This window comes from Streptosporangiales bacterium (genome assembly GCA_009379825.1).
GTDB lineage: Bacteria > Actinomycetota > Actinomycetes > Streptosporangiales > WHST01 > WHST01.
This window is the reverse complement of record WHTA01000010.1, coordinates 32,318-57,005: the sequence shown is the minus strand read 5'-3', so window position 1 is coordinate 57,005 and position 24,688 is coordinate 32,318. Positions and strand designations below refer to the sequence as shown.

Genomic DNA, 24,688 nt, shown 5'->3' with positions numbered 1-24,688 from the left:
GTGTGGTGTTCTTCCAAGGTCCGTCGACGGCAGTGGAGGAAGTCGGTGCGAATCCGACGCGGTCCCGCCACTGTCACCGGGGAGCGACCTTCGTGGTGGTCACTGCCGCGCATGCGGTGGGAAGGCCGAAGGGAGCGGCGATCCGGGAGCCAGGAACTCCGGCCGTCGAGCACTTCGTACGGGGCGTGGATACCCCGGGGAAGGTGATCGCGCATGGCGTTACGTGTTCCGCGGGTGTCGCCCGCATCTCCCACTGTTGAGCTGCCGCTGATCTCGCCTCGGTGAGGCTGTCCGAGCGCGCGCTCGGGCTGCTGCTCGGATCCGTCCTCGACCTGGCGTTCGCCGACCCACGTCGTGCGCATCCGGTTGCGGCCTTCGGCCGCCTTGCAGCGGCCGCGGAACGCCGGTGCTGGGCGGACTCACGTGGCAGGGGTGCGCTGTACACGGCGGCACTGGTCGGTGGCGCGACGGCGCTCGGCTGTGCGCTGCAGCGGGTGAGCCGGCAGCCGGCCGTACGGGTGGCGACCGTCGCGGTCAGCACGTGGGCGGTACTCGGCGGCACCACGCTGGCGCGCGAGGGCACGGCCATGGCCGGCCTGCTGCGCGACGACCGGGTCCCCGAGGCACGGGGCAGGCTCGGTCACCTGTGCGGCCGCGATGCCGACACCCTCGACCGCGCCGAGCTGACCCGCGCGACCGTCGAGTCGGTGGCGGAGAACACCGCGGACGCGGTCGTCGCACCGCTGTGCTGGGGTGCGGTCGCAGGCGTGCCCGGCCTGCTCGCGTACCGGGCCGTCAACACGCTGGACGCCATGGTCGGCCACCGCAGCCCGCGGTACCTGCGGTTCGGCTGGGCCGCAGCGCGCCTCGACGACCTCGCCAACCTCGTGCCGGCCCGGCTGACTGCACTGCTGGTTGCCGCGCTCGCGCCGTTGGTCGGCGGCAGCGCGGCCACCGCGTGGCAGGTGGCCCGCAGCGACGGCGGCGACCACCCGAGCCCGAACGCCGGCCGGGTGGAGGCCGCGTTCGCCGGTGCGCTGGGGCTGCGGCTCGGCGGCGCGAACGTCTACGCCGGGCAGCGCGAACGCCGCGGCACGCTGGGTAACGGGAACACACCGGAGGTCGACGACATCGCCCGCGCCGTACGGCTCTCGCTGCTGCTGTGGGCCGTGGCGCTTGCCGTCACTGCCGTGGCGTGCGGGGGTGGTCGGCGGTGAGCGGGCTGCTGGTCGCGGGGACGACGTCGGACGCCGGCAAGAGCGTGGTCACCGGCGGGATCTGCCGATGGTTGGCCAGGCGCGGCATAAAGATCGCGCCGTTCAAGGCGCAGAACATGTCGCTGAACTCGTACGTCACTCGCGACGGCGCGGAGATCGGCCGGGCGCAGGCGATGCAGGCGGCCGCGGCCGGCGTGGAGCCCGAGGGCGCGATGAACCCGGTGCTGCTGAAGCCGGGCGGCGAACGCACCCAGGTGATGCTGCTCGACCAGCCGGTGGCCGAGGTGGACGCGCTGTCGTACCGCGATCTCAAGCCGCGGCTGCAGCAGACGGTCAACGACTGCCTGGCCGATCTGCGCGCCCGCTTCGACGCGGTGATCTGCGAGGGCGCGGGTAGCCCGGCGGAGATCAACCTGCGTGACCGCGACATCGCGAACATGGGGCTGGCCCGTGCTGCCGACCTGCCGGTGCTCGTCGTCGGCGACATCGACAGGGGCGGCGTGTTCGCCGGCATGTACGGCACGCTCGCGTTGCTCGACGCCGCCGACCAGCGGCTGATCGCCGGGTTCGTGGTGAACAAGTTCCGCGGCGACGATCGGCTGCTCGCGCCTGGCCTGGACATGTTGCGTGACCACACCGGCCGCCAGGTGTTCGGCGTACTGCCGTGGCTGCACGGTCTCTGGCTGGACGCCGAGGACTCCCTCGACCTCGCCGCAGGGCGCAACGCCGAGCCCACGCCACCGGCCGGTGACGACGTGCTCAGAGTGGCCGTCGTACGGTTCCCGCGGATCAGCAACTTCACCGACGTGGACGCGCTGGCCGCCGAGCCCGGTGTGGTGGTCAGGTTCGTCACGTCGCCGGCGGAGCTGCACGACGCCGACCTGGTGGTGCTGCCTGGCACCCGCGCGACGGTCGGTGACCTCGGCTGGCTGCGTGAGCGTGGCATCGCCGACGTGCTTGCCGAGCGCGCCGCCGCCGGGCGCCCGATCCTCGGCATCTGCGGTGGCTACCAGATGCTCGCCCGCGAGATCCACGACGACGTGGAGAGCCGCGCCGGCAAGGTAGCGGGGCTCGGCCTGCTGCCTGCCAGCGTGCGGTTCCTGCCGGGGAAGACCCTCGGCCGGCCGACCGGTTCGGCGTTCGGTGAACCGGTCGAGGGCTACGAGATCCACCACGGTGTGGTGGACGTCGAGGCCGGCGACCCGTTCCTCGGCGGGTGCGCGGTCGGTGCCGTACGTGGCACGACGTGGCACGGCGTGCTCGAGTGCGACGGGTTCCGCCGTGCGTTGCTGCGTACCGTCGCCGCGGAGTCCGGGCGCAGGTTCGTGCTCGCGGGTGAGGTGTCGTTCGCCGAGGTACGGCAACGCCGGCTGGACGGGCTCGGCGACTTGGTCGCCGAGCACCTGGATACCGACGCCTTGCTCCGGTTGCTCGACGCGGGTGTGCCGAAGGATTTGCCGTTGCTACCACCGGGGGCGCCATGACAGCCGACGTACCACAGCCGATCGTGTTGCTCTCCGCCGCGGACACCGACCTGCTCGCTGCGAAGTCGAGCGGCGCGCCGTGGCGGTTGGCCAACCCCGCACGCACGGAGGCGGCGGACGTGCCGGCACTCGTCGACGGCGCGTACTGCGTCGTCGTGCGGTTGCTCGGGGGCAAGCGCAGTTGGGAACAGGGACTCAAGGCGGTGCTCGACGCGGGGGTTCCCGTCGTCGTGCTCAGCGGTGAGCCGACGCCGGACGCCGAGCTGATGGCGCTGTCGACCGTGCCGGGCGGCGTGGCGACACAGGCGCTCGAGTACCTGCGCGAGGGCGGGCCGGACAACCTGGCGGAGCTGGCCAACTTCCTCTCCGACACCATCAGGCTCACCGGCGAAGGCTTCGAGCCGCCGAAATCTTTGCCCAGCAGCGGAATCCACGGCACGCGCGAACACCGCGACGACCGGCCGACGGTCGGCATCGTCTTCTACCGCGCGCACGCGGTGTCGGGCAACACCGGGTTCGTCGACGTGCTGGCGGACGCCGTGGAGGCGGCGGGTGCCAACGCCCTGTCGGTGTTCTGCGGCTCGCTGCGTTCTGCGGACGCCGAGGTCTACGAGCTGCTCGGCGGTCTCGACGCCTTGGTGGTGACCGTGCTCGCCGCCGGTGGCGCCGTGGCATCCGACGCAACGGCAGGCGGCGACGAGGACGGCTGGGACGTAGGCGCGCTCGCCGCTCTCGACGTCCCCGTCGTCCAGGGGTTGTGCCTCACCTCGCCGTGGCAGACCTGGCACGACTCGGACGCCGCGCTTACGCCGATGGACGCGGCGATGCAGGTGGCCATCCCCGAGTTCGACGGCCGCCTGGTCACCGTGCCGTTCTCGTTCAAGGAGACCAGCGACGACGACGTACCGGTGTACGTCGCCGATCCCGAGCGCGCCGCCCGGGTTGCGGGTATCGCCGTACGGCACGCGCGGCTGCGGCGGTCGCCTAACCCGCACAAGCGGCTCGCGCTCGTGCTCTCCTCGTACCCCACCAAGCACGCCAGGGTCGGTAACGCGGTTGGCCTGGACACCCCCGCGTCGGCCGTCGTGGTGCTGCAGGCCTTGCAGGAGGCCGGATACGACGTCGGCGACGGGTTCTCCGACGACGGCGACGAGCTCGTACACCGGCTGATCGCCGCGGGTGGGCACGACGTCGAGTGGCTGACCGAGGAACAGCTCACCGTCGCACCGTTCCGGGTTCCGCTCGCGGACTACCGGGAGTGGTTCGGGTCGCTGCCCGAGGCGTTGCGCGAGAACGTGCGCGAGCACTGGGGCGAACCGCCAGGCGGGTTGTACGTCGACGGCGACGAGATCGTGCTCGCCGCGCTGCAGTTCGGCAACGTGGTGCTGATGATCCAGCCACCGCGCGGCTTCGGCGAGAACCCGGTGGCCATCTACCACGATCCCGACCTGCCACCCAGCCACCACTACCTCGCCGCGTACCGCTGGCTCGACACCGAGTTCGGCGCCGACGCGGTTGTCCATCTGGGCAAGCACGGCACGCTGGAGTGGTTGCCGGGCAAGGGGCTCGGGCTGTCCGCAGAGTGCGCTCCCGACGCGGTGCTCGGTGACGTGCCGCTGGTGTACCCGTTCATCGTCAACGACCCAGGCGAGGGCACGCAGGCCAAGCGGCGCGCGCACGCGACCGTCGTCGACCACATGATCCCGCCGATGGCGCGCGCGGACACGTACGGGGACCTGGCGAAGCTGGAGCAGCTGCTCGACGAGTACGCCACCGTGCAGGCGCTGGATCCGGCGAAGCTGCCGACCGTGCGGGCGCAGGTGTGGTCGCTCGTGCAGGCGGCACAGCTGCACCACGACCTGCACCAGGACGAGATGCCCGCCGAGGACGAGTTCGACGACTTCGTCATGCACATCGACGGGTACCTCTGCGAGGTCAAGGACGTACAGATCCGCGACGGCCTGCACGTGCTCGGCAACGCGCCCGCAGGCGAACAGCTGGTCGACACGGTGCTCGCAGTGCTACGCGCGAATCAGGTGTGGGGCGGGCGGCAGGCGTTGCCAGGACTGCGATCCGCGATCGCCGCTGCGTTCGACCTCGACGAGCGCACGTTGCTCGCTGCCCCGGGCGAGCGGGTCGAGGCACCGCAGGCGCTGGGCGAGCTGGCCGCGGGTGGCAGTGGTGCGGACGTGGTGGACGTGCTCGAGACGCTGGCCAAGCAGCTGGTCGTGGGGATGGACACCAGCGGTTGGGACGTCACGAAGGCGCCCTCGGTGACCGTCGAGGTGCTCGGCCGCGAAGTCCCGGATGTGGTGCGGGTGCTGGAGTTCGCGGCCACCGAGGTCGTACCGCGGTTGGCGCGTACGACCGACGAGGTCGGCAACCTGCTGCATGCACTCGACGGTGGCTACGTGCCCGCGGGCCCGTCAGGCTCGCCCACCCGCGGCCTGGTGAACGTGCTGCCGACCGGCCGCAACTTCTACTCCGTCGACCCGAAGGGCATCCCGTCGCGCAATGCCTGGGACGTCGGTGTGGCGCTGGCCGACTCGCTGATCGCGCGGCACCAAGAGGACACGGGGGAGTACCCGCGCTCGGTGGGGCTAACCGTCTGGGGCACGTCGGCCATGCGCACCCAGGGCGACGACATCGCGGAGGTGCTCGCGCTGCTCGGCGTGCAACCGACGTGGGACGACGCGTCCAGGCGGGTCACGGGGTTCGAGGTGACGCCGCTGGCCGAGCTCGGCCGGCCGCGCATCGACGTGACCATCCGCATCTCCGGGTTCTTCCGCGACGCCTTCCCGCACGTGGTGGCCATGCTCGACGACGCCGTACGTACGGTCGCCGAGCTCGACGAGTCGCCGGACGACAACTACGTGCGCGCGCACGTGGTCGAGGACGAGCGGGCACACGGCGACCGGCGCCGCGCCACCGCACGCATCTTCGGTTCCAAGCCTGGCGCGTACGGCGCGGGCCTGCTGCCGTTGATGGATGCACGCAACTGGCGCACCGACGCCGACCTCGCCGAGGTGTACGCGGTGTGGGGCGGCTACGCGTACGGTCGTGGCCTGGACGGACGCGAGGCGCGTGCGGACATGGAGAGCGCGTTCCGCCGGATCTCCGTCGCCGCGAAGAACCAGGACACCCGCGAGCACGACATCGTCGACTCCGACGACTACTTCCAGTTCCACGGCGGCATGGTAGCGATGGTGCGGCAGCTCACCGGCAGCTCGCCGGCCGCGTACGTCGGTGACTCCGCGGTGCCCGACCAGGTGCGCACGCGCACGCTCGCCGAGGAGACCAAGCGGGTGTTCCGCGCGCGGGTGGTGAACCCGCGGTGGATGCAGGCAATGCAGCGGCACGGCTACAAGGGCGCGTTCGAGATGGCCGCCACCGTCGACTACCTGTTCGGTTACGACGCGACCGCGGGCGTCGTCGACGACTGGATGTACGAGCAGCTCGCCGCGTCGTACGTCTTCGACGAGCAGGTGCGCGAGTTCATGCAGCGGTCGAACCCGTGGGCGCTGCGCGGCATCGCGGAACGGTTGCTCGAGGCCGCCGACCGCGGCCTGTGGGCGCAGCCGGACCCGGACACCGTGCAGCAGCTGCAGGACACCTACCTAGAGCTCGAAGGCGACCTGGAAGGAGACGGATGAGCTACCCGTTCACGGCGGTCGTCGGGATGGACGACGCGCGGTTGGCGCTTGTGTTGAACGCGGTGTCGCCGGCCATCGGCGGGGTGCTCGTCCGCGGCGAGAAGGGCACCGCGAAGTCGACCATGGTGCGCGCGCTGACCGCGTTGCTGCCCAACGTGCCGGTGGTGCAGGACTGCCGGTTCTCCTGCGATCCCGCGACGCCCGACCCGCAGTGCGTGGACGGACCGCACAACGGGTCGAGCGCGACCACCAGGTCCGCGCGGCTGGTGGAGCTGCCGGTCGGGGTGAGCGAGGACCGCGTGGTCGGTTCGCTCGACGTGGAACGCGCGCTCACCGAGGGCGTGCAGACGTACCAACCGGGTCTGCTCGCCGCCGCGCACCGGGGCGTGCTGTACGTCGACGAGGTCAACCTGCTGCACGACCACGTGGTGGACCTGCTGCTCGACGCCGCCGCGCTCGGCACGTCGTACGTCGAGCGCGAGGGCGTGTCGGTACGCCATGCCGCGCGCTTCCTGCTCGTCGGCACGATGAACCCGGAGGAGGGCGAGCTGCGCCCGCAGCTGCTCGACCGGTTCGGCCTCACCGTCGACGTCGCCGCCCCTCGCGACGCGGAGCTGCGCAGCGAGGTGGTCAGGCGCAGGCTCGCGCACGACGCCGCCCCCGGCAGCTACACCGACAAGTGGGCGGACGCCGAAGCCGCGCTCGCCGCGGACATCGCGACGGCCCGCCGGCGGTTGCCCGACGTGGCCTTGCCGGACGCGGCGCTGCGGCAGATCGCGTCGGTGTGCGCGTCGTTCGACGTCGACGGGCTGCGCGCCGACCTGGTTACCGCGCGTGCCGCGCTCGCACACGCGGCCTGGCAGGGCCGTACCGAGGTCACCGCCGAGGACGTACGGGTGGCCGCCCGGTTGGCGTTGCCGCACCGGCGCAGGCGCAACCCGTTCGACGCCCCGCAGCTGGACGAGGAGCAGCTCGACCAGGCACTCGACGAGGCACAGCAGACACCCGAGGACAACGATCCTGACGGCCCGGACGACGACGGCCCCGGTGATGGTGCGCCGGCACCGGACGACGGCGGCACGACGACGAGCAGCGACGAGACGAGTTCGGCGCAGGGCAATGGGCATGCGCCTGCCGGGACCTCGACGGCCGCGCCTGGCGCCACGTTCGCGGCGCGCCGGCTCGAGGTGCCAGGCGTCGGGACCGGCGCGGCCGGGCGCCGGTCGCGGGCGCGTACCGACTCAGGCCGGGTGACCGGCGCGGCGGTGCCGCGGGCCACGGTGACCAGGTTGCACGTGCCCGCCACGGTGGCCGCGGCGGCGCCGCACCAGCACGCGCGCGGGCGGAGCGGCACCGGCCTGGTGTTGCGGCGCGGCGACCTGCGCGAGGCGCGGCACGAGGGCCGCGAGAGCAACCTCGTGTTGTTCGCCGTGGACGCCAGCGGTTCGATGGCGGCGCGGGCACGGATGGGCGCTGTGAAGGGCGCGGTGCTCTCGCTGCTGCTCGACGCGTACCAGCGCCGCGACAAGGTCGGCCTGGTGACGTTCCGCGGCAATGCGGCGGAGGTTGCGTTGCCGCCGACGTCGTCGGTCGACACGGCGGCGACGCGGCTGACCGACCTGCCCACAGGTGGCCGTACCCCGTTGGCTGCCGGGTTGCTGCGTGCCGCCGACGTGTTGCGGGTGGAGCGGCTGCGCGACCCGTCGCGGCGTGCACTGCTCGTCGTCGTCACCGACGGCCGCGCCACCGGCGGCGAGCAACCGCTGCGCGACGCATACGCCGCCGCCGACTGGCTCGCGGCGACCGGCGTCGCGAGCGTGGTCGTCGACTGCGAGAACGGTCCGGTGCGGCTCGGCCTCGCCGCGAAGCTCGCGGATGCGTTGCGCGGCAACGTGTTGCGCCTCGACGAGCTGGCGGCCGACGCGTTGTCGGCTTCGGTGCGAACGATCAGGGAGGCGGCGTAGATGCCACAGGGTAAGCCGGCGGTGGTGCCCGACGACGGGCTCACCACGAAACAGCGCAGGCACCGGCCGCTGCTTGTCGTGCACACCGGTGCGATGAAGGGCAAGTCGACCGCGGCGTTCGGTCTGGCGTTGCGCGCGTGGAACCAGGGCTGGCCGATCGCCGTGTTCCAGTTCGTGAAGAGCGCCAGGTGGAAGGTCGGCGAGGAGGCCGCGCTGCGCGCGCTCGGTGGCGTGCACGAGCAGACCGGCGAGGGCGCGCCAGTCACTTGGCACAAGATGGGCGAGGGCTGGTCGTGGATCAGGCACCGCCGCGGCGAGGAGGACCACGCCGCCGACGCACGCGAGGGCTGGGCGCAGGTCAAGCGCGACCTCGCCGACGAGGCGTACAGGTTCTACGTGCTCGACGAGTTCACCTACCCGATGAAGTGGGGCTGGGTGGACGTCGACGACGTGGTCGAGACGCTGCGCTCGCGGCCGGGCACGCAGCACGTGGTGGTAACCGGCAGGGACGCCGACCAACGCCTGGTCGACGCCGCCGACCTGGTCGTCGAGATGACCAAGGTGAAGCACCCGATGGACGTCGGCCAGAAAGGCCAGCGGGGCATCGAATGGTGAACACTGCCGACGTGCCGCGGATCGTCGTTGCCGCGCCCGCATCCGGGCACGGCAAGACGACCGTCGCCACCGGGTTGCTCGCCGCGCTGCGGGCACGTGGGTTGGCGGTGTCCGGGCACAAGGTCGGGCCGGACTACATCGACCCCGGCTACCACGCGCTCGCCAGCGGCCGTCCGGGCCGCAACCTCGACCCGGTGCTGTGCGGTGAGGAGCTGATCGCGCCGCTGTTCCTGCACGGCGCCACCGGCGCCGGCGTCGCGGTGATCGAGGGCGTGATGGGGCTCTTCGACGGGCAGGGCACCACCTCGCACGGCTCCGCCGCACACGTCGCGCGACTGCTGGACGCTCCGGTAGTACTCGTCGTCGACGTCGCGGCGCAGGCTCGTTCGGTCGCTGCCGTCGTGGCCGGGTTCGCGTCGTACGACCCGCGGATACGGGTGGGCGGCGTCGTGCTGAACCGGGTGGCGTCGCCGCGGCACGAGGAGATCGTGCGCACAGCGCTCGCCGACCTCGGGGTGCGCGTGCTCGGCGCGATCCGTACGACCGACGCGGTGACCACGCCGTCGCGGCACCTCGGTCTGGTACCCGCCGCCGAGCGCGCGGACGAGGCCGTGACGCTGGTCGAACGGCTCGGCGCAGTGGTCGCCGACGCCGTCGACCTCGACGCCGTGCTCACGGTCGCGCGCACGGCAGGCACGCTTACCGCACAACCATGGTCGCCGCCCGAGGTGCGGGTAGCCGACCGTCCCACGGTCGCGATCGCCGGCGGTGCGGCGTTCACGTTCTCCTACGCCGAGACGGCCGAGCTGCTCACCGCGGCGGGCGCCGACGTGGTGTCGTTCGATCCGTTGCACGACAAGGAGTTGCCGGAACGCACAGCAGCGCTGGTGATCGGCGGCGGCTTCCCCGAGATGTACGCCGACGACCTCTCCGCCAACGAACCGCTACGCACGGCGGTCGCCGAGCTGGCCGCTACCGGGGCGCCGGTCGCCGCCGAGTGCGCCGGCCTGCTGTACCTGGCCGAGGAGCTGGACGGCAAGCCGATGTGCGGTGTGCTCGACGCGACCGCGCGGATGACGGAGAAGCTCAGCCTCGGCTACGGCGAGGCGACCGCCGCGACCGGCTCCGTGCTCGCCGACGCCGGCACGACCGTACGTGCGCACGAGTTCCACCGCACCGCGATCGAGCCGGCGCACAGCGTCCCGCCGGCGTGGAGGTTCGGCGGCCGCCAGGAGGGCTTCGTGCGCGGCAACGTACACGCGTCGTACCTGCACCTGCACTGGGCCGGCATCCCCGCGGTGGCGGAGCGAGTGGTGCGCGCCGCCGCGGCGTACCAGGAGGCGGTGGCGTGATGCGGCAGCTGATCGGTGTGGGTGTGGGCCCTGGTGACCCGGAGCTGGTGACGGTGAAGGCCGTGCGGGTGCTGCGCGACGCCGACCTGGTGTTGGTGCCGGTGCTCGCCGACGACGAGCCGGGCCGGGCGGAAGCGACCGTGCAGGCGCACGTGGGGCACGACCGGGTGCGCCGGGTGGTGTTCGCGCTGAACGAGCGCACCGACTCCGCGCGCCGTGAGGCGGCATGGGACGCCGCCGCCGACACCGTGGTCGCCGCGTTCGGCGACGGCGCGGAGACCGTGGCGTTCGCGACCATCGGCGACCCGAACGTCTACTCCACCTTCACCTACCTCGCGCAGACCGTACGCGCCCGGTTGCCCGAGGTGGCCACGCCGACCATTCCAGGCGTCACGGCCATGCAGGACCTCGCGGCGCGCAGCGGCACCGTGTTGAGTGAAGGCAGCGAGACGCTCGCGCTGTTCCCGATGACCGCAGGTGTCGAGAGGTTCCAGGCCGCGCTGGCCGCGTTCGACACGGTCGTCGCGTACAAGGGCGGCCGACAGCTGCCGCGGATGCTCGAAGCCGTCGAACGCGCCGGCCGGCTCGACACCGCTGTGTATGGCGCGAGCCTCGGGCTGACCGACGAGGACGTCAGGCCGGCGGCCGAGATGACCGGCCCTGCCCCGTACCTGTCCACCGTGTTGGTTCCCGGGCGCCGCTCGGGCCGAGGAGGCAGGCTGTGAGCGCGAAGGTGTGGTTCGTCGGGGCCGGGCCGGGTGCGGCCGACCTGTTGACGTTGCGTGCGGCGCGGGTCATCGCCGAGGCCGACATCGTGGTGTGGGCCGCCAGCCTCGTACACGCCGACGTGCTCGAGCACGCGAAGGCGGACGCGGAGATCATCGACTCCGCCGGGCTCCCGCTCGAGGACGTACGCAACCTCTACGTCCGGGCGAAGACCGACGGTCTCGTCGTCGCGCGCATCCACTCCGGCGACCCGGCGCTGTGGGGTGCGGTGCAGGAGCAGCGTGAGACCTGCGACGAGCTCGGCATCGAGCACGAGACCATCCCCGGCGTCAGCGCGTTCTCCGCCGTGGCGGCGATCGTCGACCGGGAGCTGACCGTGCCCGAGGTCGCGCAGTCGGTGGTGCTGACCAGGCTCGGCGGCGGCAAGACACCGATGCCGCCGCGCGAGGAGGTGCGCGAGTTCGCCAGGCACGGCACCACCATGGCGGTGTTCCTCGGCGCCGCGCGGTCCGGGCAGCTGCGGCAGGAGCTGCTCGACGGCGGCTACCCGCCGGACACCCCTGTGGTCATCGCGTACCAGGCGACCTGGCCGGAGGAGCTGATCGTCCAATGTACGGTCGACTCGCTCGAACGCACGGTCAAGGAGCACAAGCTCTGGAAGCACACGCTGTTCCTCGTCGGCCGTGCGCTGGACGCGACCGGCACCAGGTCGCACCTCTACCACCCCGGCCACTTCCACGGCTACCGCAAGGCCGACCGCGCCGCCCGCCGTGCCCTGCGGGAGAGCAAGACGCCATGACCGAACCGCCAGAGCCCGAGCTGCGCGAGCCCGACCTGCCGCGTACGGCGAAGGTGAAGAAGCGCGCCCTGCGCACCGGCTGGACGACCGGCACGTGTGCGTCGGCGGCGGCGAAGGCGGCGACCACCGCGCTGCGCGACCAGTGCGCGCAGCAGGAGGTGGAGGTCGCGATCCCCGTCGGGCAGCGGGTGCGTTTCGACGTACATTCCTGCGAGTACGACCACCGCCGCGCGACGGCCGTCGTGGTGAAGGACGCCGGCGACGACCCGGACGTCACGCACGGCGCGCATCTGACGGCGACGGTTTCGTGGCGCGACGAGCCGGGCGTAGGGCTCGACGGCGGTGAAGGTGTCGGCATCGTCACCAAACCAGGTCTGGGCATCCCCGTCGGCGAGCCGTCCATCACCGGGCCGCCGCGGGAGATGATCACGAAGGCCGTCGGCGAGGTCGTCGACCTCGGCCGGCGCGGGGCGCGGGTGGTCATCTCTGTGCCGGACGGCGAGCGGATGGCGCGCAAGACCACCAACCGGCGGCTCGGCATCCTCGGCGGCATCTCCATCCTCGGCACCACGGGGATCGTGCGGCCGTTCTCCACGGCGTCGTGGCGGGCGAGCGTCGAGCAGGCGGTCTCCGTGCTCGCGGGACAGGGCGAGCGCACGGTGGTGCTGTGTACCGGCGGGCGCACAGAGCGCGGCGCGATGCAGCTGCTGCCCGAGTTGGCCGAGGTGTGCTTCGTCGAGGTCGGCGACTTCACCGGCGCCGCGCTACGGCGCGCCTGCTCCGTCGGCGTGGAGCGGGTGGTGTTCGTCGGCATGGCGGGCAAGCTGGCCAAGCTCTCCGCCGGCGTGCTGATGACGCACTACACCAGGTCGAAGGTCGACGTCGGCCAGCTCGCCGCGCTCACCGAGGCCGCCGGTGCGGACGCCTCGACGGTGGCGGACGTCGCGACAGCGAACACCGGCAGGCACGCGTACGAGATCTGGGAGCGCGACGGCGTGCTACGCCAGGTGGGCGACCTGATCTGCGCCCGGGTGTGCTCGGTGCTGGAACGCGCCGGCCAGGGCCAGTACGACGCCGACGTAGCGATGGTCGACTTCACCGGTGCCACCGTCGTCGCCGCTACCCGCCCGGAGTGGGTGAACGCCGCATGATCACCGTCATCGGGCTGGACGGCTCCGCACTGTCCGCCGCCGTCACGGACGCGCTCGCCACAGCGACGCTCGTCGTCGGCGGGCGCCGGCACCTGGACGCGGTGGACGTTCCGTCCGCCGCGCGTACCGTCGTGCTCGGCAACGTCGGGGACGCGCTCGACGAGCTCGGCAAGCACGACGGAGACGCAGTGGTGCTCGCGTCCGGCGACCCCGGGTTCTTCGGCATCGTCCGCGCGATGCACGAGCGCGGCCTCACGTATGTCGTGCACCCGGCGGTGTCGTCGGTGGCGCAGGCGTTCGCCCGTGCCGGCGTCTCGTGGGACGACGCAGTCGTGGTGAGCGCGCACGGACGCGACCTGCGGCCGGCGGTCAACACCTGCCGCGCGCACCACAAGGTCGCCGTGCTCACCACGCCAGGCGCTGGCCCGGCCGAGCTCGCCGCGGCGCTGGATGACAGGCCGCGGCAGCTGGTGGTCGCCGAGTTGCTCGGCACGGCCGGCGAGACCGTGACGCCGTGCACGCGGGCCGAGGCCGCCGCCCGTGGCTGGCGCGACCCGAACGTCGTGCTGGTGCTCGACCCCGCGCTCGACGCCACCTCGGCCGGGTGGTCGTGGCCACGCGTCGCCGTACCCGACGGTTGGGCGCTGCCCGAGGACGACTTCGAGCACCGCGACGCGATGGTCACCAAGGCCGAGGTGCGTGCGCTCGCGTTGGCCAAGCTCGCACCGCGGCCCGGCACGTTGGTGTGGGACGTCGGCGCGGGCAGCGGGTCGGTCGCGGTGGAATGTGCGCGGTTCGGTGCGGCCGTCGTGGCGCTCGAACGCGACGCCGAGCAATGCGCACGCATAGAGGCGAACGCCGCAGCGCACGGGGTGCGCGTCGACGTGGTTCGTGCAGAGGCGCCAGCTGCCCTGGACGCATTGCCGGAACCGGACGCCGTCTTCGTCGGCGGTGGTGGTACCGCGGTCGTCGCGGCGGTCGCGGCGCGACGACCGACCACCGTGGTGGTGGCACTGGCCGCGCTCGAACGCGTCGGGCCGGCCGCGGACGCGTTGACCACGGCCGGCTACCGGGTGGCGGCCACGCAGCTGCAGGCGTCTCGGCTTGCAGCACTGCCCGATGGCGCGCACCGACTGGCCGCCACGAACCCTGTCGTCGTGGTGTGGGGTGAACGCCGATGACCATCGCACTGATCGCCGCTACCGCGGCTGGGCGGTCGGCCGCGCACCGGCTAGCGCAGGCGTGGCCGGAGGAGACCCGGGTCTACGACGAGAGGGCGAAGACCGCGGTCGAGCAGGCGTGGCGCGACTGTGATGCGCTGGTGTGTTTCCTCGCCGTCGGCGCGACAGTACGTCTCGTCGCGCCGCTGCTCGCCGACAAGCACACAGACCCCGCCGTGGTGTGCGTGGACGAAAGCGCACAGCACGCCGTCGCACTGCTCGGCGGGCACGGCGCAGGCGCCAACGAGCTCGCCACCCGCGTCGCCGATGTGCTCGGTGCCACGCCGGTGATCACCACGGCCACCGACGCCGCCACCGTGCCAGGACTCGACATGCTCGGCTGGCCGGTCGAAGGTGCGACAGCGGCAGTGGGCAGGGCGATGCTCGACGGCGAGCCGGTGCGGCTGGAGTGCGACGCCACGTGGCCGCTGCCCGCCTTCCCGCCGAACGTCAGCGTCGGCGGGCGGTTGCCGGACGACGGCACACACCGCGTCGTCATCACGGACACCGACATCGCCGCCGACGACGGCCACACGGTCGTGCTGCGGCCGCCGTCGCTCGTCGTCGGTGTCGGTGCCAGCAAGGGTGCACCCGCCGACGAGGTGGCCGACCTTGTACAGCGGGCGCTGCGCGAGTCCGGGCTCTCGCCGTCGTCGGTGTGTGCGCTCGCCACGGTGGATGCCAAGCGCGACGAGCCCGGCGTCGTCGCGACGGCCGAGAGGTATGGCTGGGCGCTGCACACCTATCCGGCCGAACGGCTGGCGACGGTGGAGGTGCCGAACCCCAGCGACGCCGCGCAACGCGCGGTCGGCACGCCGAGTGTCGCGGAGGCGAGCGCGCTGGTCGGTGCGGCGGAACTCGTGGTGCAGAAGCGGAAGTCCGCCATGGCCACCGTCGCCATCGCGCGGGTGCGGCCGCGGGGTCGGCTCGCCGTCGTCGGCATCGGTCCAGGCGCCAGGGATCTGCTGCCGCAGAAGGCAACCGACGAACTGCGCCGCGCGTCCGTGGTCGTCGGGCTCGACCAGTACATCGACCAGGTGCGCGACCTGCTCAGGCCAGGCACGAGCATCCGTGCCACCGGGCTCGGCGACGAGGAGGCCCGCGCGCGGTCCGCCGTGGACGCGGCCGCGGCCGGGAACGCGGTGGCACTACTGGGATCCGGCGACGCCGGCGTGTACGCGATGGCCAGCCCGGCGCTCGACCTCGCCGGCGACGACATCGACGTGACCGCCGTGCCAGGCATCACGGCCAACCTCGCGGCCTCGGCCTTGCTCGGCGCACCGCTCGGGCACGACCACGCGGTGGTGTCGCTGTCCGACCTCAACACGCCCTGGGCCGCCATCGAACGCCGGGTGCAAGCCGCAGCAGAGGCCGACTACGTGGTGACGTTCTACAACCCGCGTAGCGCCGGTAGGCACTGGCAGCTGGGCAAGGCGGTCGGCCTGCTCGCCGAGCACCGGCCGCCGCACACGCCGGTAGGCGTCGTACGGCACGCGACCCGTGCCGAGGAGCACGTCGAGCTCACCACCCTCGCCGACTTCGACGAGACGACGGTCGACATGGCGTGCCTGGTGATCGTCGGCAGCACGAACAGCCGTATCCGCAGCGGCCGGATGGTGACACCGCGGGGATACCGATGGTCGCGGTAGCCACCATCGGCGCGTGCCAGGGCTGCGGTGCGTGCCTGCTCACCTGTCCTGAGCATGCGATCCGGCCCAGCGACGGCGTGCTCGTCGTGCTCGACGACTGCTGCACCGGATGCGGGGAGTGCGTGGAGATCTGCCCCGTCGACGCGATCAGCCTTACCAGTGAAGGAGTCTCGCCATGAATGTCCGCTCCGACGTGGTCGCCTCCGGTCGCTGGACGAGAGCGGAGCGGCTGCGGTTGTCCGGCATGATCGGCGTGATCGCCGGCATCCACGTGGTCGGCTGGTCGATGTACCTGTACTACGCGAACAACCTCGCGGCGGCCACGTCGTTCGCGGGCGCGGGCACGCTGGCGTACGCACTGGGCATGCGGCACGCGTTCGACGCCGACCACATCGCGGCCATCGACGACACCACGCGGTTGATGCTGCAGCGCGGCCGGCGGCCGGTGGGGGTCGGCTTCTTCTTCGCCATGGGCCACTCGTCGGTGGTGTTCGTGCTGTCGTTGATCGTCGCGATCGCGGCCGGCGCGGCCACGGCCGCGAAGGTGGACGCGTTCCGCACCTACGGCAGCGTGGTGGCGGCGGCAGTGGCGGCCACCTTTCTGCTGCTGGTGGCCGCGCTCAACGCGCTCGTGCTCGTCGGGGTGGGGAAGCTGTGGCGGCAGCTGACCCGCGGCGAGCTGGACGAGAAGGACCTCGAGCTGCAGCTGCTCAACCGCGGGCTGATGAACCGGATGCTCGGCGGCCGGGCACGCAGCCTGATCCGGTCGTCGTGGCACATGTTCCCCGTCGGCTTGCTCTTCGGGCTCGGCCTGGAGACCGCATCCGAGGTGACGTTGCTGACGCTGTCGGCGAGCGCGGCGACCGCGGGCACGTTGCCGATGCTCGCCGTGCTCACGCTCCCGTTGCTGTTCGCCGCCGGGATGAGTGCGCTGGACACGGCGGACAGCTTGCTGATGACCCGCGCGTACTCGTGGGCGTTCCGGAGCCCGGCGCGCAAGCTCTACTACAACCTCGCGACCACCGGCATGACCGTGGTCGTCGCCTGCTTCGTCGGCACCGTGTACCTGGCCGGGCTGGTCGTCGGCGGCACGGGGATCGGCGGCCCGCTCGCGGCGTACGCGGCCATCGGCGACCACTTCGAGCTGCTCGGCTACATCATCGTCGGGCTGTTCCTCACCGCCTGGCTCGGTGCGGCGCTCGCCTGGCGGGTCGGCGGGTTCGACCGGAAGTACGGGGCAGCCCGATGACGCGGGTGGTCAGCGCGATCGAACGCGAGTCGTACGAGATCCTGCGCTCGCGCGTGGACACCGGTCACCTCGCGCCGCTGCAGCGGGCAGTGGTCGAACGCGTGGTGCACGCGAGCGCCGACGTCGACTACGTCGCCGACCTGGTGTGCGAGGAGGATGCGCTCGCCGGCGGCCTTGCCGCCTTGCACGCGGGCGCACCTGTGGTCGCCGACGCGGAGATGATCGCCGCCGGCATCACCACGCGCGAGGTCGTCTGCCGCATCCGCGACCCGCGCGTCCCGGCGCTGGCACAGGCGCAGGGCTCCACCCGCTCGGCCGCGGCGATCCGGCTCGCGTACGAGGAGGTCGGCGCCGGCGCGGTGTGGGTGGTCGGCAACGCGCCGACGGCGTTGACGGCGATCCTCGAGCTCGACGTGGCACCGGCGCTTGTCGTCGGGCTGCCCGTCGGGTTCGTCGGCGCGGTGGAGTCGAAGCACGACCTACGGGCGAGCGGTCTGCCCGCGGTGAGCAACCGAAGCGAGAAGGGCGGGTCGGCGGTCGCCGCCGCGGCCGTGAACGCCCTGCTCTACCTGGAGGGGGAGAAGGGATGACCGAGATGCTGCCGCTGCTGATCGTCGGGCATGGCACGAAGAGCGAGAAGGGGGTGCGCGAGTTCCACGCGTTCATCGACCGCGTGCGCACCCGGGTGGCCGACCGGGTGCCTGTGGTGGAGGGCGGCTTCATCGAGCTCGCCCCGCCGCCGGTGACCGACGCGGTCGGGAAGGTCGTCGCCACCGGGCACCACGACGTGGCGACGGTGCCGTTGGTGCTGACGGCCGCCGGGCACGGCAAGGGCGACATCCCCGGCGCGATGGCCCGCGAGCAGGTACGGCACCCGGGCCTGAGGTACCGCTACGGCCGGCCGCTCGGGCCGCACCCGGTGCTGCAGGACGTCGTCGCGGCACGTATCGACGACGCGCTCGACGGTGCCGACCGCGCGGACACGTACGTGGTGCTCGTCGGCCGCGGCTCCACCGACCCGGACGCCAACGCCGAGGTCGCGAAGGTCGCCAGGCTGCTGTGGGAGGGGCGCGGTTACGCGGGCGTGGAGCCGTCGTTCATCTCGCTGGCCGAGCCGTCTGTGCCCGCGGCGTTGGACAAGGTGCGCAAGCTCGGTGCGTCGCGGGTGGTGGTGGCGCCGTACTTCCTCTTCCCCGGAGTGCTGCCCGACCGCATCGTCGCCCAGTCACAGGAGTTCGCGGCAGCGGACCAGGCGATGGAGGTGCGGGTGGCCGACCTCATCGGCGACTGCGACGAGCTCGCCGACCTGGTGCTCGAACGCTACGACGAGGCGGTCGGCGGTGACATCAGGATGAACTGCGACACCTGTGTCTACCGCATCGCCCTGCCCGGCTTCGCGGACAAGGTGGGCGCACCGCAGCTGCCGCACCACCACCCGGACGACCCCGCGCACTCGCACGGCCACGGACACGGGCACCATCATGTCGGTTGACGTGGACCTGCGCCACCACGGCGACGCGGAGCTCGACACCGGTCTCGTCGACCTCGCCGTCAACGTGCGCAGGCAGCAGCCGCCGGCCTGGTTGCGCGCGGAGCTCGCCGCCAGCCTGGACGGGCTCGCCAGTTACCCGCGGTCGGCCGTCGCCCGTGAGGTGGTGGCGGCGCGGCACCGGCGGCCTGCGGAGCAGGTGCTGTTGACCGCGGGCGCGGCCGAGGCGTTCACGTTGATCGCCCGTGCACTGCAGCCGCGGCACGCGGTGGTCGTGCATCCGCAGTTCACCGAGCCCGAAGCCGCACTGCGCGCGGCCGGGCACGACGTGCACCGGCAGCTGCTCGACGCCGCCGACGGGTTCGTGCTGCGGCCGGCCGACGTACCGGACGGTGCCGACCTGGTGGTGGTCGGCAACCCGACCAACCCGACGTCGGTGCTGCATCCGGCGGACGAACTGCGGGCGCTCGCCCGGCCGGGTCGGGTGCTTGTCGTGGACGAGGCGTTCCTCGACGCCATACCGGGCGAGCCGGAGAGCCTCGCCGCCGCGACCGACGTGCCCGGGCTGCTCGTCGTACGCAGTCTCACGAAGACCTGGGGGTTGGCCGGGCTGCGGGTGGGTTACCTGCTCGGCGCCGTCGACCTGGTGACGCGGTTGGCCGAGGTGCAGCCGCCGTGGTCGGTGTCGACGCCGGCACTTGTCGCGGCGCAGGCGTGCACGACGACTGCCGCCGTCGCGGAGGCGGACGCGACCGCACGGGTCGCCGTGACGCACCGGGAGTACCTGCTCGACCTGCTGCGCGACGTGCCCGGCGTCGAGGTGGTCGGAGTGCCGCGTGCGCCGTTCGTGCTGTTGCGGGTGCGCGACGGCCTGGGCGTGCGGGAGGCCTTGCGGCAGCGGGGTTTCGCCGTACGTCGTGGGGACACGTTCCCTGGCCTCGGCCCGGACTGGTTGCGCATCGCCGTAAGGGAGCCTGGGGTGACCGAGTCGTTCGTCCAGACCCTGTCGGAGGTGCTCCGGTGACGCTGGACCGGACGATTGCGGCGATCGCCGCCCCTGACCCGGCCGTCGAGGCGGAGGCGTGGCAGCGGCACGGCCAGCTGACCAAACCGCGGGGGTCGCTCGGTGCGCTGGAGGACGTGGGCGTGCGGCTCGCGGTGCTCGCCGGCGAGTGCCCGCCGCCGTTGCCAGAACCGGCGGCCATCGCGGTGTTCGCCGGCGACCACGGCGTACACGCCGAAGGCGTCACCGCGTGGCCGCAGGAGGTGACCGCGCAGATGGTGGCGAACTTCCTTGCCGGCGGCGCCGTCGTCAACGTGGCTGCCGCACAGTGCGGTGCCTCGGTGAGCGTCGTCGACGTCGGGGTGGCCACCGAGCTGCCGGACGCGCCGGACCTGTTGCGCCGCAACGTACGCCGGGGCACGGGGAACATCGCCGTCGAGCCTGCGATGACGCGCGCCGAGGCCGTACGGGCGGTCGAGGTGGGCATCGAGACCGCGCGCGAGCTGGTGGCCGCCGGCAACCGGTGCCTGCTGGCCGGCGACATGGGCATCGCGAACACCACGCCGTCCGCCGCGTTGGTCGCGGCCTGCACCGGCGTGCCCGTGCAGCAGGTGACCGGGCACGGTGCGGGCGTGGACGAGGCGGCCTGGGCGCGCAAGGTCGCGGTGGTGGAGCGGTCGCTGGCGACACACCGGCCGGATCCCGACGACCCGGTCGGCGTGCTGGCCGCGGTCGGCGGGCTTGAGCACGCGGCGATCGCCGGGTTCCTGCTCGGGGCGGCCGCACACCGGGTGCCAGCGGTGCTCGACGGCGTCACCGTCGTCGCCGCGGCGCTGGTGTCGCACGCGCTCGCGCCCGACGTCGTGCACGCGCTCATCGCCGGGCACGTCTCGGTCGAGCCGGGTGCGCGGCACGCGCTGGCCGCGCTCGACCTGCGGCCGCTGCTCGACCTCGACCTGCGGCTCGGCGAGGGCTCCGGCGCGGTGCTCGCGCTGCCGCTGGTGCAGTCCGCGGCCGGTGTGCTGCGCGACGTGGCGACGTTCGACAGCGCCGGTGTCCTTGACAAGAGGTGAGGCGGATGGACGACGAGTTGCTCTACCCGGTGTCGCTGCGGATACGTGGCCGGCTCGCCGTCGTGGTCGGCGGCGGTACGGTCGCGATGCGGAAGGTGGGCGGCCTGCGCGCCGCCGGTGCGGACGTTCGTGTGGTCGCGCCCGACCTGACCCCCGCACTGGCCGACCTCGCCGACCGCGGCGTGATCACCGTTGCGCGCAAGGCGTTCGAGCCGGTCGACCTGGACGGCGCCTGGTTCGCGTTCGCGTGCACCGACCGGCCTGAGGTGAACGCGACCGTGGCTGCTGCTGCGGAGGACCGCCGGCTGTGGTGCGTACGCGCCGACGACGGCGTCGCGTCGGCCGCGTGGACACCTGCGGTGGGCCGCGCCGACGGCGTCACGGTCGCCGTGAACGCGCAGCGCGAGCCGCGGCGTTCGGCGGCGTTGCGCGACCGGTTCGTCGAGCTCGTGCACGAGTCCGTGAGCGAGAGCCGTGACAACGAGCCGGGCGGGGTGGCCATCGTCGGTGGCGGGCCTGGTGACCCCGGCCTGCTGACCGTGCGGGGCAAGGAGTTGCTGCGGGCGGCGGACGTCGTCATCACCGACAGGCTCGCCCCGCACGACGTGCTCGACGAGCTGCCGTCCGGGGTCGAGGTGATCGACGCGGCGAAGGTGCCGCGTGCGGCAGGGATGCGGCAGGAACGCATAAACGAGGCGCTCGTCGAGCACGCCAGGGCGGGCCGCCGGGTCGTGCGGCTGAAGGGCGGCGACCCGTTCGTCTTCGGCCGTGGCCTCGAGGAGGTCATCGCCTGCGCGAACGCCGATGTGCCGGTCGAGGTGGTACCCGGCGTGACGAGCGCGGTCGCGGCGGCCGCGTCGGCCGGGGTGCCGGTCACCCATCGTGGCGTGACACAAGGGTTCACGGTCGTGTCCGGCCATGTGCCGCCTGACGATCCGCGTAGCCAGGTCGACTGGGCCGCACTTGCGAAGTGCGGCACCACCCTGGTGCTGCTGATGGCCGTGGAGAACCTCGCGGCGATCGTCGACTCGTTGCGTGCCGCCGGGATGCCCGCGGACACCCCGGCTGCATGCGTCGTGGAGGGCTGCACACCGCGGCAGCGGGTGGTGACGGCGCCGCTCGGCGAGTTCGTGGCCGCCGCCGACGCCGCGGAGATCGCCAACCCTGCGGTGGTGGTGATCGGCGATGTGGCTGGGTTCGCCTCGACCACGGGCCAGGAACGCACCTCCGCCGACCGCGTGCTGGTGCTCGGTGGTGCGCGGTCGGGGAAGTCGGCGACGGCAGAGCGGTTGCTCGCCGGGCGCGAGCAGGTGGCGTACGTAGCCACCGGGCCGGCGCCCGCACCGGACGACGCCGAGTGGGCGGAGCGGGTGCGGCTACACCAGGAGCGCCGGCCGTCCGGCTGGACGACGGTCGAGACGCTCGACCTGGTGTCGTTGCTGGACGCCGTCGACGAGCCGCCGCTGCTCGTCGACGGCCTGGCTACCTGGCTCACCGCGGTGCTGGACGAGTGCGGTGCCTGGCGACGCGACCCGGACGCCGACCGTGCCGTGGAGGAACGCGTCGACGCGCTGGTCGCCGCCTGGCGCAAGACGACCAGGCACGTGGTGGCGGTCAGCGACGAGGCGGGCTCCGGGGTCGTGCCTGGCACCTACGCCGGGCGCCGGTTCCGCGACGAGCTCGGCCGGCTGAACGCGCGGATCGCGGCGGAGTGCCAGCAGGTGTGGCTGTGCACGGCAGGTGTGCCCCGCAGGCTGCGATGAGTCCGTTGCGTACGGCGCTGAGCCTGTTCACCGTGCTGCCGGTGGCCGGGCCGGTGGAGGTGCGCCGCGTCGATGCGAAGCGGGCGGTGTTGTGCCTGCCGGTCGTCGGGGTGCTGCTCGCTGCCGGGAGCGCAGCCGTGCTCGTGGGCGTACGGGTCGCCGTGGACGGCACTCCAGGTCGGTTGCTCGCCGGCCTGCTCGCCGTCGGGTTGCTCGCCGTGGCCACAGGCGCGCTGCACCTGGACGGGCTGGCCGACACCGCCGACGGCCTCGGCAGCCGGCGGCCGGCGAGCGACGCGTTGGCGATCATGCGACGTTCCGACATCGGGCCGATGGGCGTGGTGGCGCTGGGCTTCGCCCTTGCGTGTCAGGTGGTGGCGCTCGCCGCGGTGCCGATCTGGTGGGCGGCGGCCGCGCTGTGCGCGTCTGCGGTGGCAGCGCGGGTCGGCGTGGTGCTGGCGACGGGTGCGCCGGGTGCGCGGACGGACGGCTTCGGCGCGTTGGTCACCGGTGCAGTGCCGCGCGTGGTGCGGTACGCGTACGCGGTGGCCGTGGTGGCGTTGGCGGCGCTGCCCGGCATCTTCGGTGCGGTCGCGCTCGGCTGGCGGCTGGCCGTCGCCGCTTCGGCCGGGCTGCTGGCCGGTGCGCTGCTGCGCGCGTACGCGGTGCGGCGGCTGGGCGGCGTCACCGGCGATGTCTACGGCGCTGTGGTGGAGACGGTGAGTACGACCACCCTCGTCACCCTTGCCTTGCTGAGCTGAGCGGGCCAGCCTGGTGGCATGCAGCGGGTGCCGGTCGGGTCGAGCGTGCTTGCCAGTGTCGGCCACGCCCGCGGCGTGCTCGAGGTGGAGTTCCGCAGCGGCGCGGTGTACCGGTACGTCGGCGTGCCCGAGCACGTCTACGTCCACCTGCTGAACGCGGACTCCCAGGGCATCTACTTCAACGACCACATCAGGGACACCTACGACTGGGAGCGCGTCGCCTGACCCGCCGGGTCAGCCGAGGGCCGTCAAGGCGACGATGACGACGGCCAGCGTGGCGTCGAGTACCAGGCAGAACTCGGCCAGCGAAGGGCTCACCACCCGGCTGGTACGGAAGTGGTAAAGGTCCCAGGCCGCGTGGCCGAGCAGGCCGAGCGCCACCAGGTAGGCGCCGAGCGGTGGGTGCAGCAGCAGCCCGACCGCGGCGACCGCGCCGTACGCGAGCAGCGCCAGTGTCTGCAGCGGCAACCCGTAAACCGGTCGGAGCGCGCCGCGCAGCAGGCCGTACACCAACAGCACCGCTCCGGCACCGAACAGCAGCCAGGTCGGCTCGATGCGGTCGTCGACGAGTCTTGTCACGGTGATCACGACCACGGTGCCGAAGAACAGCGGCCAGGCCGCGCCGTGCTTGCCTAGGGCAGCCGCGCCGAGATAGACGACGGCGGCCGCGGCGAGCACCGGGGCGAGATCCGCGCCGCCGCCGGAGTCGAACCCGACGAACGCGGCGAAGGCGAGGCCGGCGACGGTGGGCCAGCGGCGCAGCAGTGGTCGGGCTGGGCTGGCGGTCGTCGGTGCCGTCATCGCAGTCTCCTCGCGCTATGCCCGCGCCATGCGGGTATGCAGGACAGTAGCACGAGATACCCAATACCCCAAGGGGGTATTAGCCTGGCTCAGTGCCGGGTGAGGTGGGCGCACTGGTCGGCCCACGCCTGTACGAACTCCTCGTCGGTTCGGTCGAGCGGCGGTGCGCCGAAGGTCCAGGTGGAGCGCCGGAAGTTCACGATCGCGCCGAGCACGGCGACGGCCAGTGCGTCGAGGTCGGTGTCGTCGGCTCCGCCGCGCCAGCGCTTCAACAGCTCCGCCATGGCGCGGTAGCCGGGGTCGGACACCTGGGCGCGGAACAGGTCGCGCTGGCGCGGGATCCGGTGCCCCTCGCGTTCGAGCAGGTGCGAGATCTGACGTTGTGCGTCCAGCTCCGCGAGCACCCAGTGGCCGACTAGCACGGCTTCCGTGCGGACGTCTCCCGGCGGACGGTTGACGAACTCGTCCCTGCCGGCCTGCACGGAGTCGAGGTACCTGTGCACGGCGGCGACGAGGAGCGCCTCCTTGCTCGGGAAGTGCCGGTAGAGGGCGCCGCGGCGCGGCTGCAGCCCGGCGGCCTGCTCGATCTGGCCGACGGTCGTGGCCCGGTAGCCGTGTTCGGCGAACAGGTTCAGGCCCGCGGTGATCAGTCGCTCGCGGGTGCTGCCCTGGACGGCCGCGCGATCCTCTGTAATCATCGGATTATCAAGATAATCGAT

The 24,688-nt window shown here is 72.7% G+C and carries 22 protein-coding genes and 1 riboswitch; of the genes, 20 read left to right on the top strand and 2 right to left on the bottom strand.

Annotation, left to right across the window (positions count from 1 at the left end):
* Positions 1-181, top strand: a riboswitch (cobalamin riboswitch).
* A gap of 100 nt (positions 182-281) precedes the next feature.
* Genes GEV07_07575 through GEV07_07480 form a run of 20 tightly spaced genes read left to right on the top strand, consistent with a single transcriptional unit; the run spans position 282 to position 23,393 of the window.
* On the top strand, positions 282-1,217 hold the full coding sequence (locus GEV07_07575; protein ID MQA02576.1) for a cobalamin biosynthesis protein: 936 nt from the start codon (positions 282-284) through the stop codon (positions 1,215-1,217).
* Positions 1,214-2,701, top strand: coding sequence for a cobyric acid synthase (locus GEV07_07570; protein ID MQA02575.1), 1,488 nt, complete (start codon positions 1,214-1,216; stop codon positions 2,699-2,701). The genes GEV07_07575 and GEV07_07570 overlap by 4 nt, the downstream gene beginning before the upstream one ends.
* The gene (gene cobN, locus GEV07_07565; protein MQA02574.1) at positions 2,698-6,354 is read left to right on the top strand and encodes a cobaltochelatase subunit CobN; all 3,657 of its coding nucleotides are present in this window, start codon (positions 2,698-2,700) and stop codon (positions 6,352-6,354) included. Before GEV07_07570 ends, cobN begins: the two co-directional genes overlap by 4 nt.
* Positions 6,351-8,318, top strand: a complete 1,968-nt coding sequence (locus GEV07_07560) for a putative cobaltochelatase (GenBank protein MQA02573.1) — start codon at positions 6,351-6,353, stop codon at positions 8,316-8,318. The genes cobN and GEV07_07560 overlap by 4 nt, the downstream gene beginning before the upstream one ends.
* A complete protein-coding gene (cobO, locus tag GEV07_07555; protein MQA02572.1) occupies positions 8,319-8,933 on the top strand; it encodes a cob(I)yrinic acid a,c-diamide adenosyltransferase in 615 nt (204 codons plus the stop codon).
* Complete coding sequence (locus GEV07_07550) at positions 8,927-10,285, top strand: cobyrinate a,c-diamide synthase (GenBank protein ID MQA02571.1); 1,359 nt, start codon at positions 8,927-8,929, stop codon at positions 10,283-10,285. The genes cobO and GEV07_07550 overlap by 7 nt, the downstream gene beginning before the upstream one ends.
* Positions 10,285-11,010, top strand: coding sequence for a precorrin-2 C(20)-methyltransferase (cobI, locus tag GEV07_07545; protein MQA02570.1), 726 nt, complete (start codon positions 10,285-10,287; stop codon positions 11,008-11,010). The genes GEV07_07550 and cobI overlap by 1 nt, the downstream gene beginning before the upstream one ends.
* A complete protein-coding gene (gene cobM / locus GEV07_07540; GenBank protein ID MQA02569.1) occupies positions 11,007-11,810 on the top strand; it encodes a precorrin-4 C(11)-methyltransferase in 804 nt (267 codons plus the stop codon). Before cobI ends, cobM begins: the two co-directional genes overlap by 4 nt.
* Positions 11,807-12,961 carry a cobalt-precorrin-5B (C(1))-methyltransferase gene (locus tag GEV07_07535; GenBank protein MQA02568.1) on the top strand — a complete coding sequence of 385 codons (1,155 nt, stop codon included), beginning with the start codon at positions 11,807-11,809 and terminating at the stop codon, positions 12,959-12,961. Before cobM ends, GEV07_07535 begins: the two co-directional genes overlap by 4 nt.
* A complete protein-coding gene (cbiE, locus tag GEV07_07530; protein ID MQA02567.1) occupies positions 12,958-14,142 on the top strand; it encodes a precorrin-6y C5,15-methyltransferase (decarboxylating) subunit CbiE in 1,185 nt (394 codons plus the stop codon). The genes GEV07_07535 and cbiE overlap by 4 nt, the downstream gene beginning before the upstream one ends.
* A complete protein-coding gene (gene cobJ / locus GEV07_07525; protein MQA02566.1) occupies positions 14,139-15,830 on the top strand; it encodes a precorrin-3B C(17)-methyltransferase in 1,692 nt (563 codons plus the stop codon). The genes cbiE and cobJ overlap by 4 nt, the downstream gene beginning before the upstream one ends.
* Entirely contained in the window at positions 15,818-16,009 is a 192-nt protein-coding gene (locus GEV07_07520) for a 4Fe-4S dicluster domain-containing protein (protein ID MQA02565.1), read from the top strand. Before cobJ ends, GEV07_07520 begins: the two co-directional genes overlap by 13 nt.
* Positions 16,006-17,079 (top strand): HoxN/HupN/NixA family nickel/cobalt transporter, encoded by a 1,074-nt coding sequence (locus GEV07_07515; protein ID MQA02564.1) that lies wholly within the window; start codon positions 16,006-16,008, stop codon positions 17,077-17,079. The genes GEV07_07520 and GEV07_07515 overlap by 4 nt, the downstream gene beginning before the upstream one ends.
* Entirely contained in the window at positions 17,076-17,669 is a 594-nt protein-coding gene (locus tag GEV07_07510; GenBank protein MQA02563.1) for a precorrin-8X methylmutase, read from the top strand. The genes GEV07_07515 and GEV07_07510 overlap by 4 nt, the downstream gene beginning before the upstream one ends.
* A gap of 5 nt (positions 17,670-17,674) precedes the next feature.
* A complete protein-coding gene (locus GEV07_07505) occupies positions 17,675-18,571 on the top strand; it encodes a hypothetical protein (protein ID MQA02562.1) in 897 nt (298 codons plus the stop codon).
* Complete coding sequence (locus tag GEV07_07500; protein ID MQA02561.1) at positions 18,561-19,592, top strand: threonine-phosphate decarboxylase; 1,032 nt, start codon at positions 18,561-18,563, stop codon at positions 19,590-19,592. The genes GEV07_07505 and GEV07_07500 overlap by 11 nt, the downstream gene beginning before the upstream one ends.
* A complete protein-coding gene (gene cobT / locus GEV07_07495; protein MQA02560.1) occupies positions 19,517-20,644 on the top strand; it encodes a nicotinate-nucleotide--dimethylbenzimidazole phosphoribosyltransferase in 1,128 nt (375 codons plus the stop codon). The genes GEV07_07500 and cobT overlap by 76 nt, the downstream gene beginning before the upstream one ends.
* 5 nt (positions 20,645-20,649) lie before the next feature.
* Positions 20,650-22,407: a uroporphyrinogen-III C-methyltransferase gene (cobA, locus tag GEV07_07490; protein MQA02559.1), complete on the top strand. Its 1,758-nt coding sequence runs from the start codon at positions 20,650-20,652 to the stop codon at positions 22,405-22,407.
* Positions 22,404-23,168: an adenosylcobinamide-GDP ribazoletransferase gene (locus GEV07_07485; GenBank protein ID MQA02558.1), complete on the top strand. Its 765-nt coding sequence runs from the start codon at positions 22,404-22,406 to the stop codon at positions 23,166-23,168. The genes cobA and GEV07_07485 overlap by 4 nt, the downstream gene beginning before the upstream one ends.
* An 18-nt stretch (positions 23,169-23,186) precedes the next feature.
* Positions 23,187-23,393 carry a KTSC domain-containing protein gene (locus tag GEV07_07480; GenBank protein ID MQA02557.1) on the top strand — a complete coding sequence of 69 codons (207 nt, stop codon included), beginning with the start codon at positions 23,187-23,189 and terminating at the stop codon, positions 23,391-23,393.
* 9 nt (positions 23,394-23,402) lie between these two features.
* Here GEV07_07480 and GEV07_07475 read toward each other — a convergent pair whose 3' ends face one another.
* Together GEV07_07475 and GEV07_07470 are read right to left on the bottom strand one after the other, a co-directional pair.
* Complete coding sequence (locus GEV07_07475; protein ID MQA02556.1) at positions 23,403-23,969, bottom strand: hypothetical protein; 567 nt, start codon at positions 23,967-23,969, stop codon at positions 23,403-23,405.
* 89 nt (positions 23,970-24,058) lie between these two features.
* Positions 24,059-24,667, bottom strand: a complete 609-nt coding sequence (locus tag GEV07_07470; protein MQA02555.1) for a TetR family transcriptional regulator — start codon at positions 24,665-24,667, stop codon at positions 24,059-24,061.
* Between the last annotated feature and the right edge of the window lie 21 nt (positions 24,668-24,688).

Coding starts and splice junctions, on each gene's coding strand:
- GEV07_07510 (MQA02563.1), top strand. CDS start 17,076: ATGACGCGGGTGGTCAGCGCGATCGAACGCGAGTCGTACGAGATCCTG.
- cobI (MQA02570.1), top strand. CDS start 10,285: ATGCGGCAGCTGATCGGTGTGGGTGTGGGCCCTGGTGACCCGGAGCTG.
- GEV07_07535 (MQA02568.1), top strand. CDS start 11,807: ATGACCGAACCGCCAGAGCCCGAGCTGCGCGAGCCCGACCTGCCGCGT.
- GEV07_07485 (MQA02558.1), top strand. CDS start 22,404: ATGAGTCCGTTGCGTACGGCGCTGAGCCTGTTCACCGTGCTGCCGGTG.
- GEV07_07520 (MQA02565.1), top strand. CDS start 15,818: ATGGTCGCGGTAGCCACCATCGGCGCGTGCCAGGGCTGCGGTGCGTGC.
- GEV07_07515 (MQA02564.1), top strand. CDS start 16,006: ATGAATGTCCGCTCCGACGTGGTCGCCTCCGGTCGCTGGACGAGAGCG.
- GEV07_07470 (MQA02555.1), bottom strand. CDS start 24,667: ATGATTACAGAGGATCGCGCGGCCGTCCAGGGCAGCACCCGCGAGCGA.
- cobJ (MQA02566.1), top strand. CDS start 14,139: ATGACCATCGCACTGATCGCCGCTACCGCGGCTGGGCGGTCGGCCGCG.
- cobN (MQA02574.1), top strand. CDS start 2,698: ATGACAGCCGACGTACCACAGCCGATCGTGTTGCTCTCCGCCGCGGAC.
- GEV07_07500 (MQA02561.1), top strand. CDS start 18,561: ATGTCGGTTGACGTGGACCTGCGCCACCACGGCGACGCGGAGCTCGAC.
- GEV07_07475 (MQA02556.1), bottom strand. CDS start 23,969: ATGACGGCACCGACGACCGCCAGCCCAGCCCGACCACTGCTGCGCCGC.
- cobO (MQA02572.1), top strand. CDS start 8,319: ATGCCACAGGGTAAGCCGGCGGTGGTGCCCGACGACGGGCTCACCACG.
- GEV07_07480 (MQA02557.1), top strand. CDS start 23,187: ATGCAGCGGGTGCCGGTCGGGTCGAGCGTGCTTGCCAGTGTCGGCCAC.
- GEV07_07550 (MQA02571.1), top strand. CDS start 8,927: ATGGTGAACACTGCCGACGTGCCGCGGATCGTCGTTGCCGCGCCCGCA.
- cobA (MQA02559.1), top strand. CDS start 20,650: ATGGACGACGAGTTGCTCTACCCGGTGTCGCTGCGGATACGTGGCCGG.
- GEV07_07505 (MQA02562.1), top strand. CDS start 17,675: ATGCTGCCGCTGCTGATCGTCGGGCATGGCACGAAGAGCGAGAAGGGG.
- GEV07_07560 (MQA02573.1), top strand. CDS start 6,351: ATGAGCTACCCGTTCACGGCGGTCGTCGGGATGGACGACGCGCGGTTG.
- cbiE (MQA02567.1), top strand. CDS start 12,958: ATGATCACCGTCATCGGGCTGGACGGCTCCGCACTGTCCGCCGCCGTC.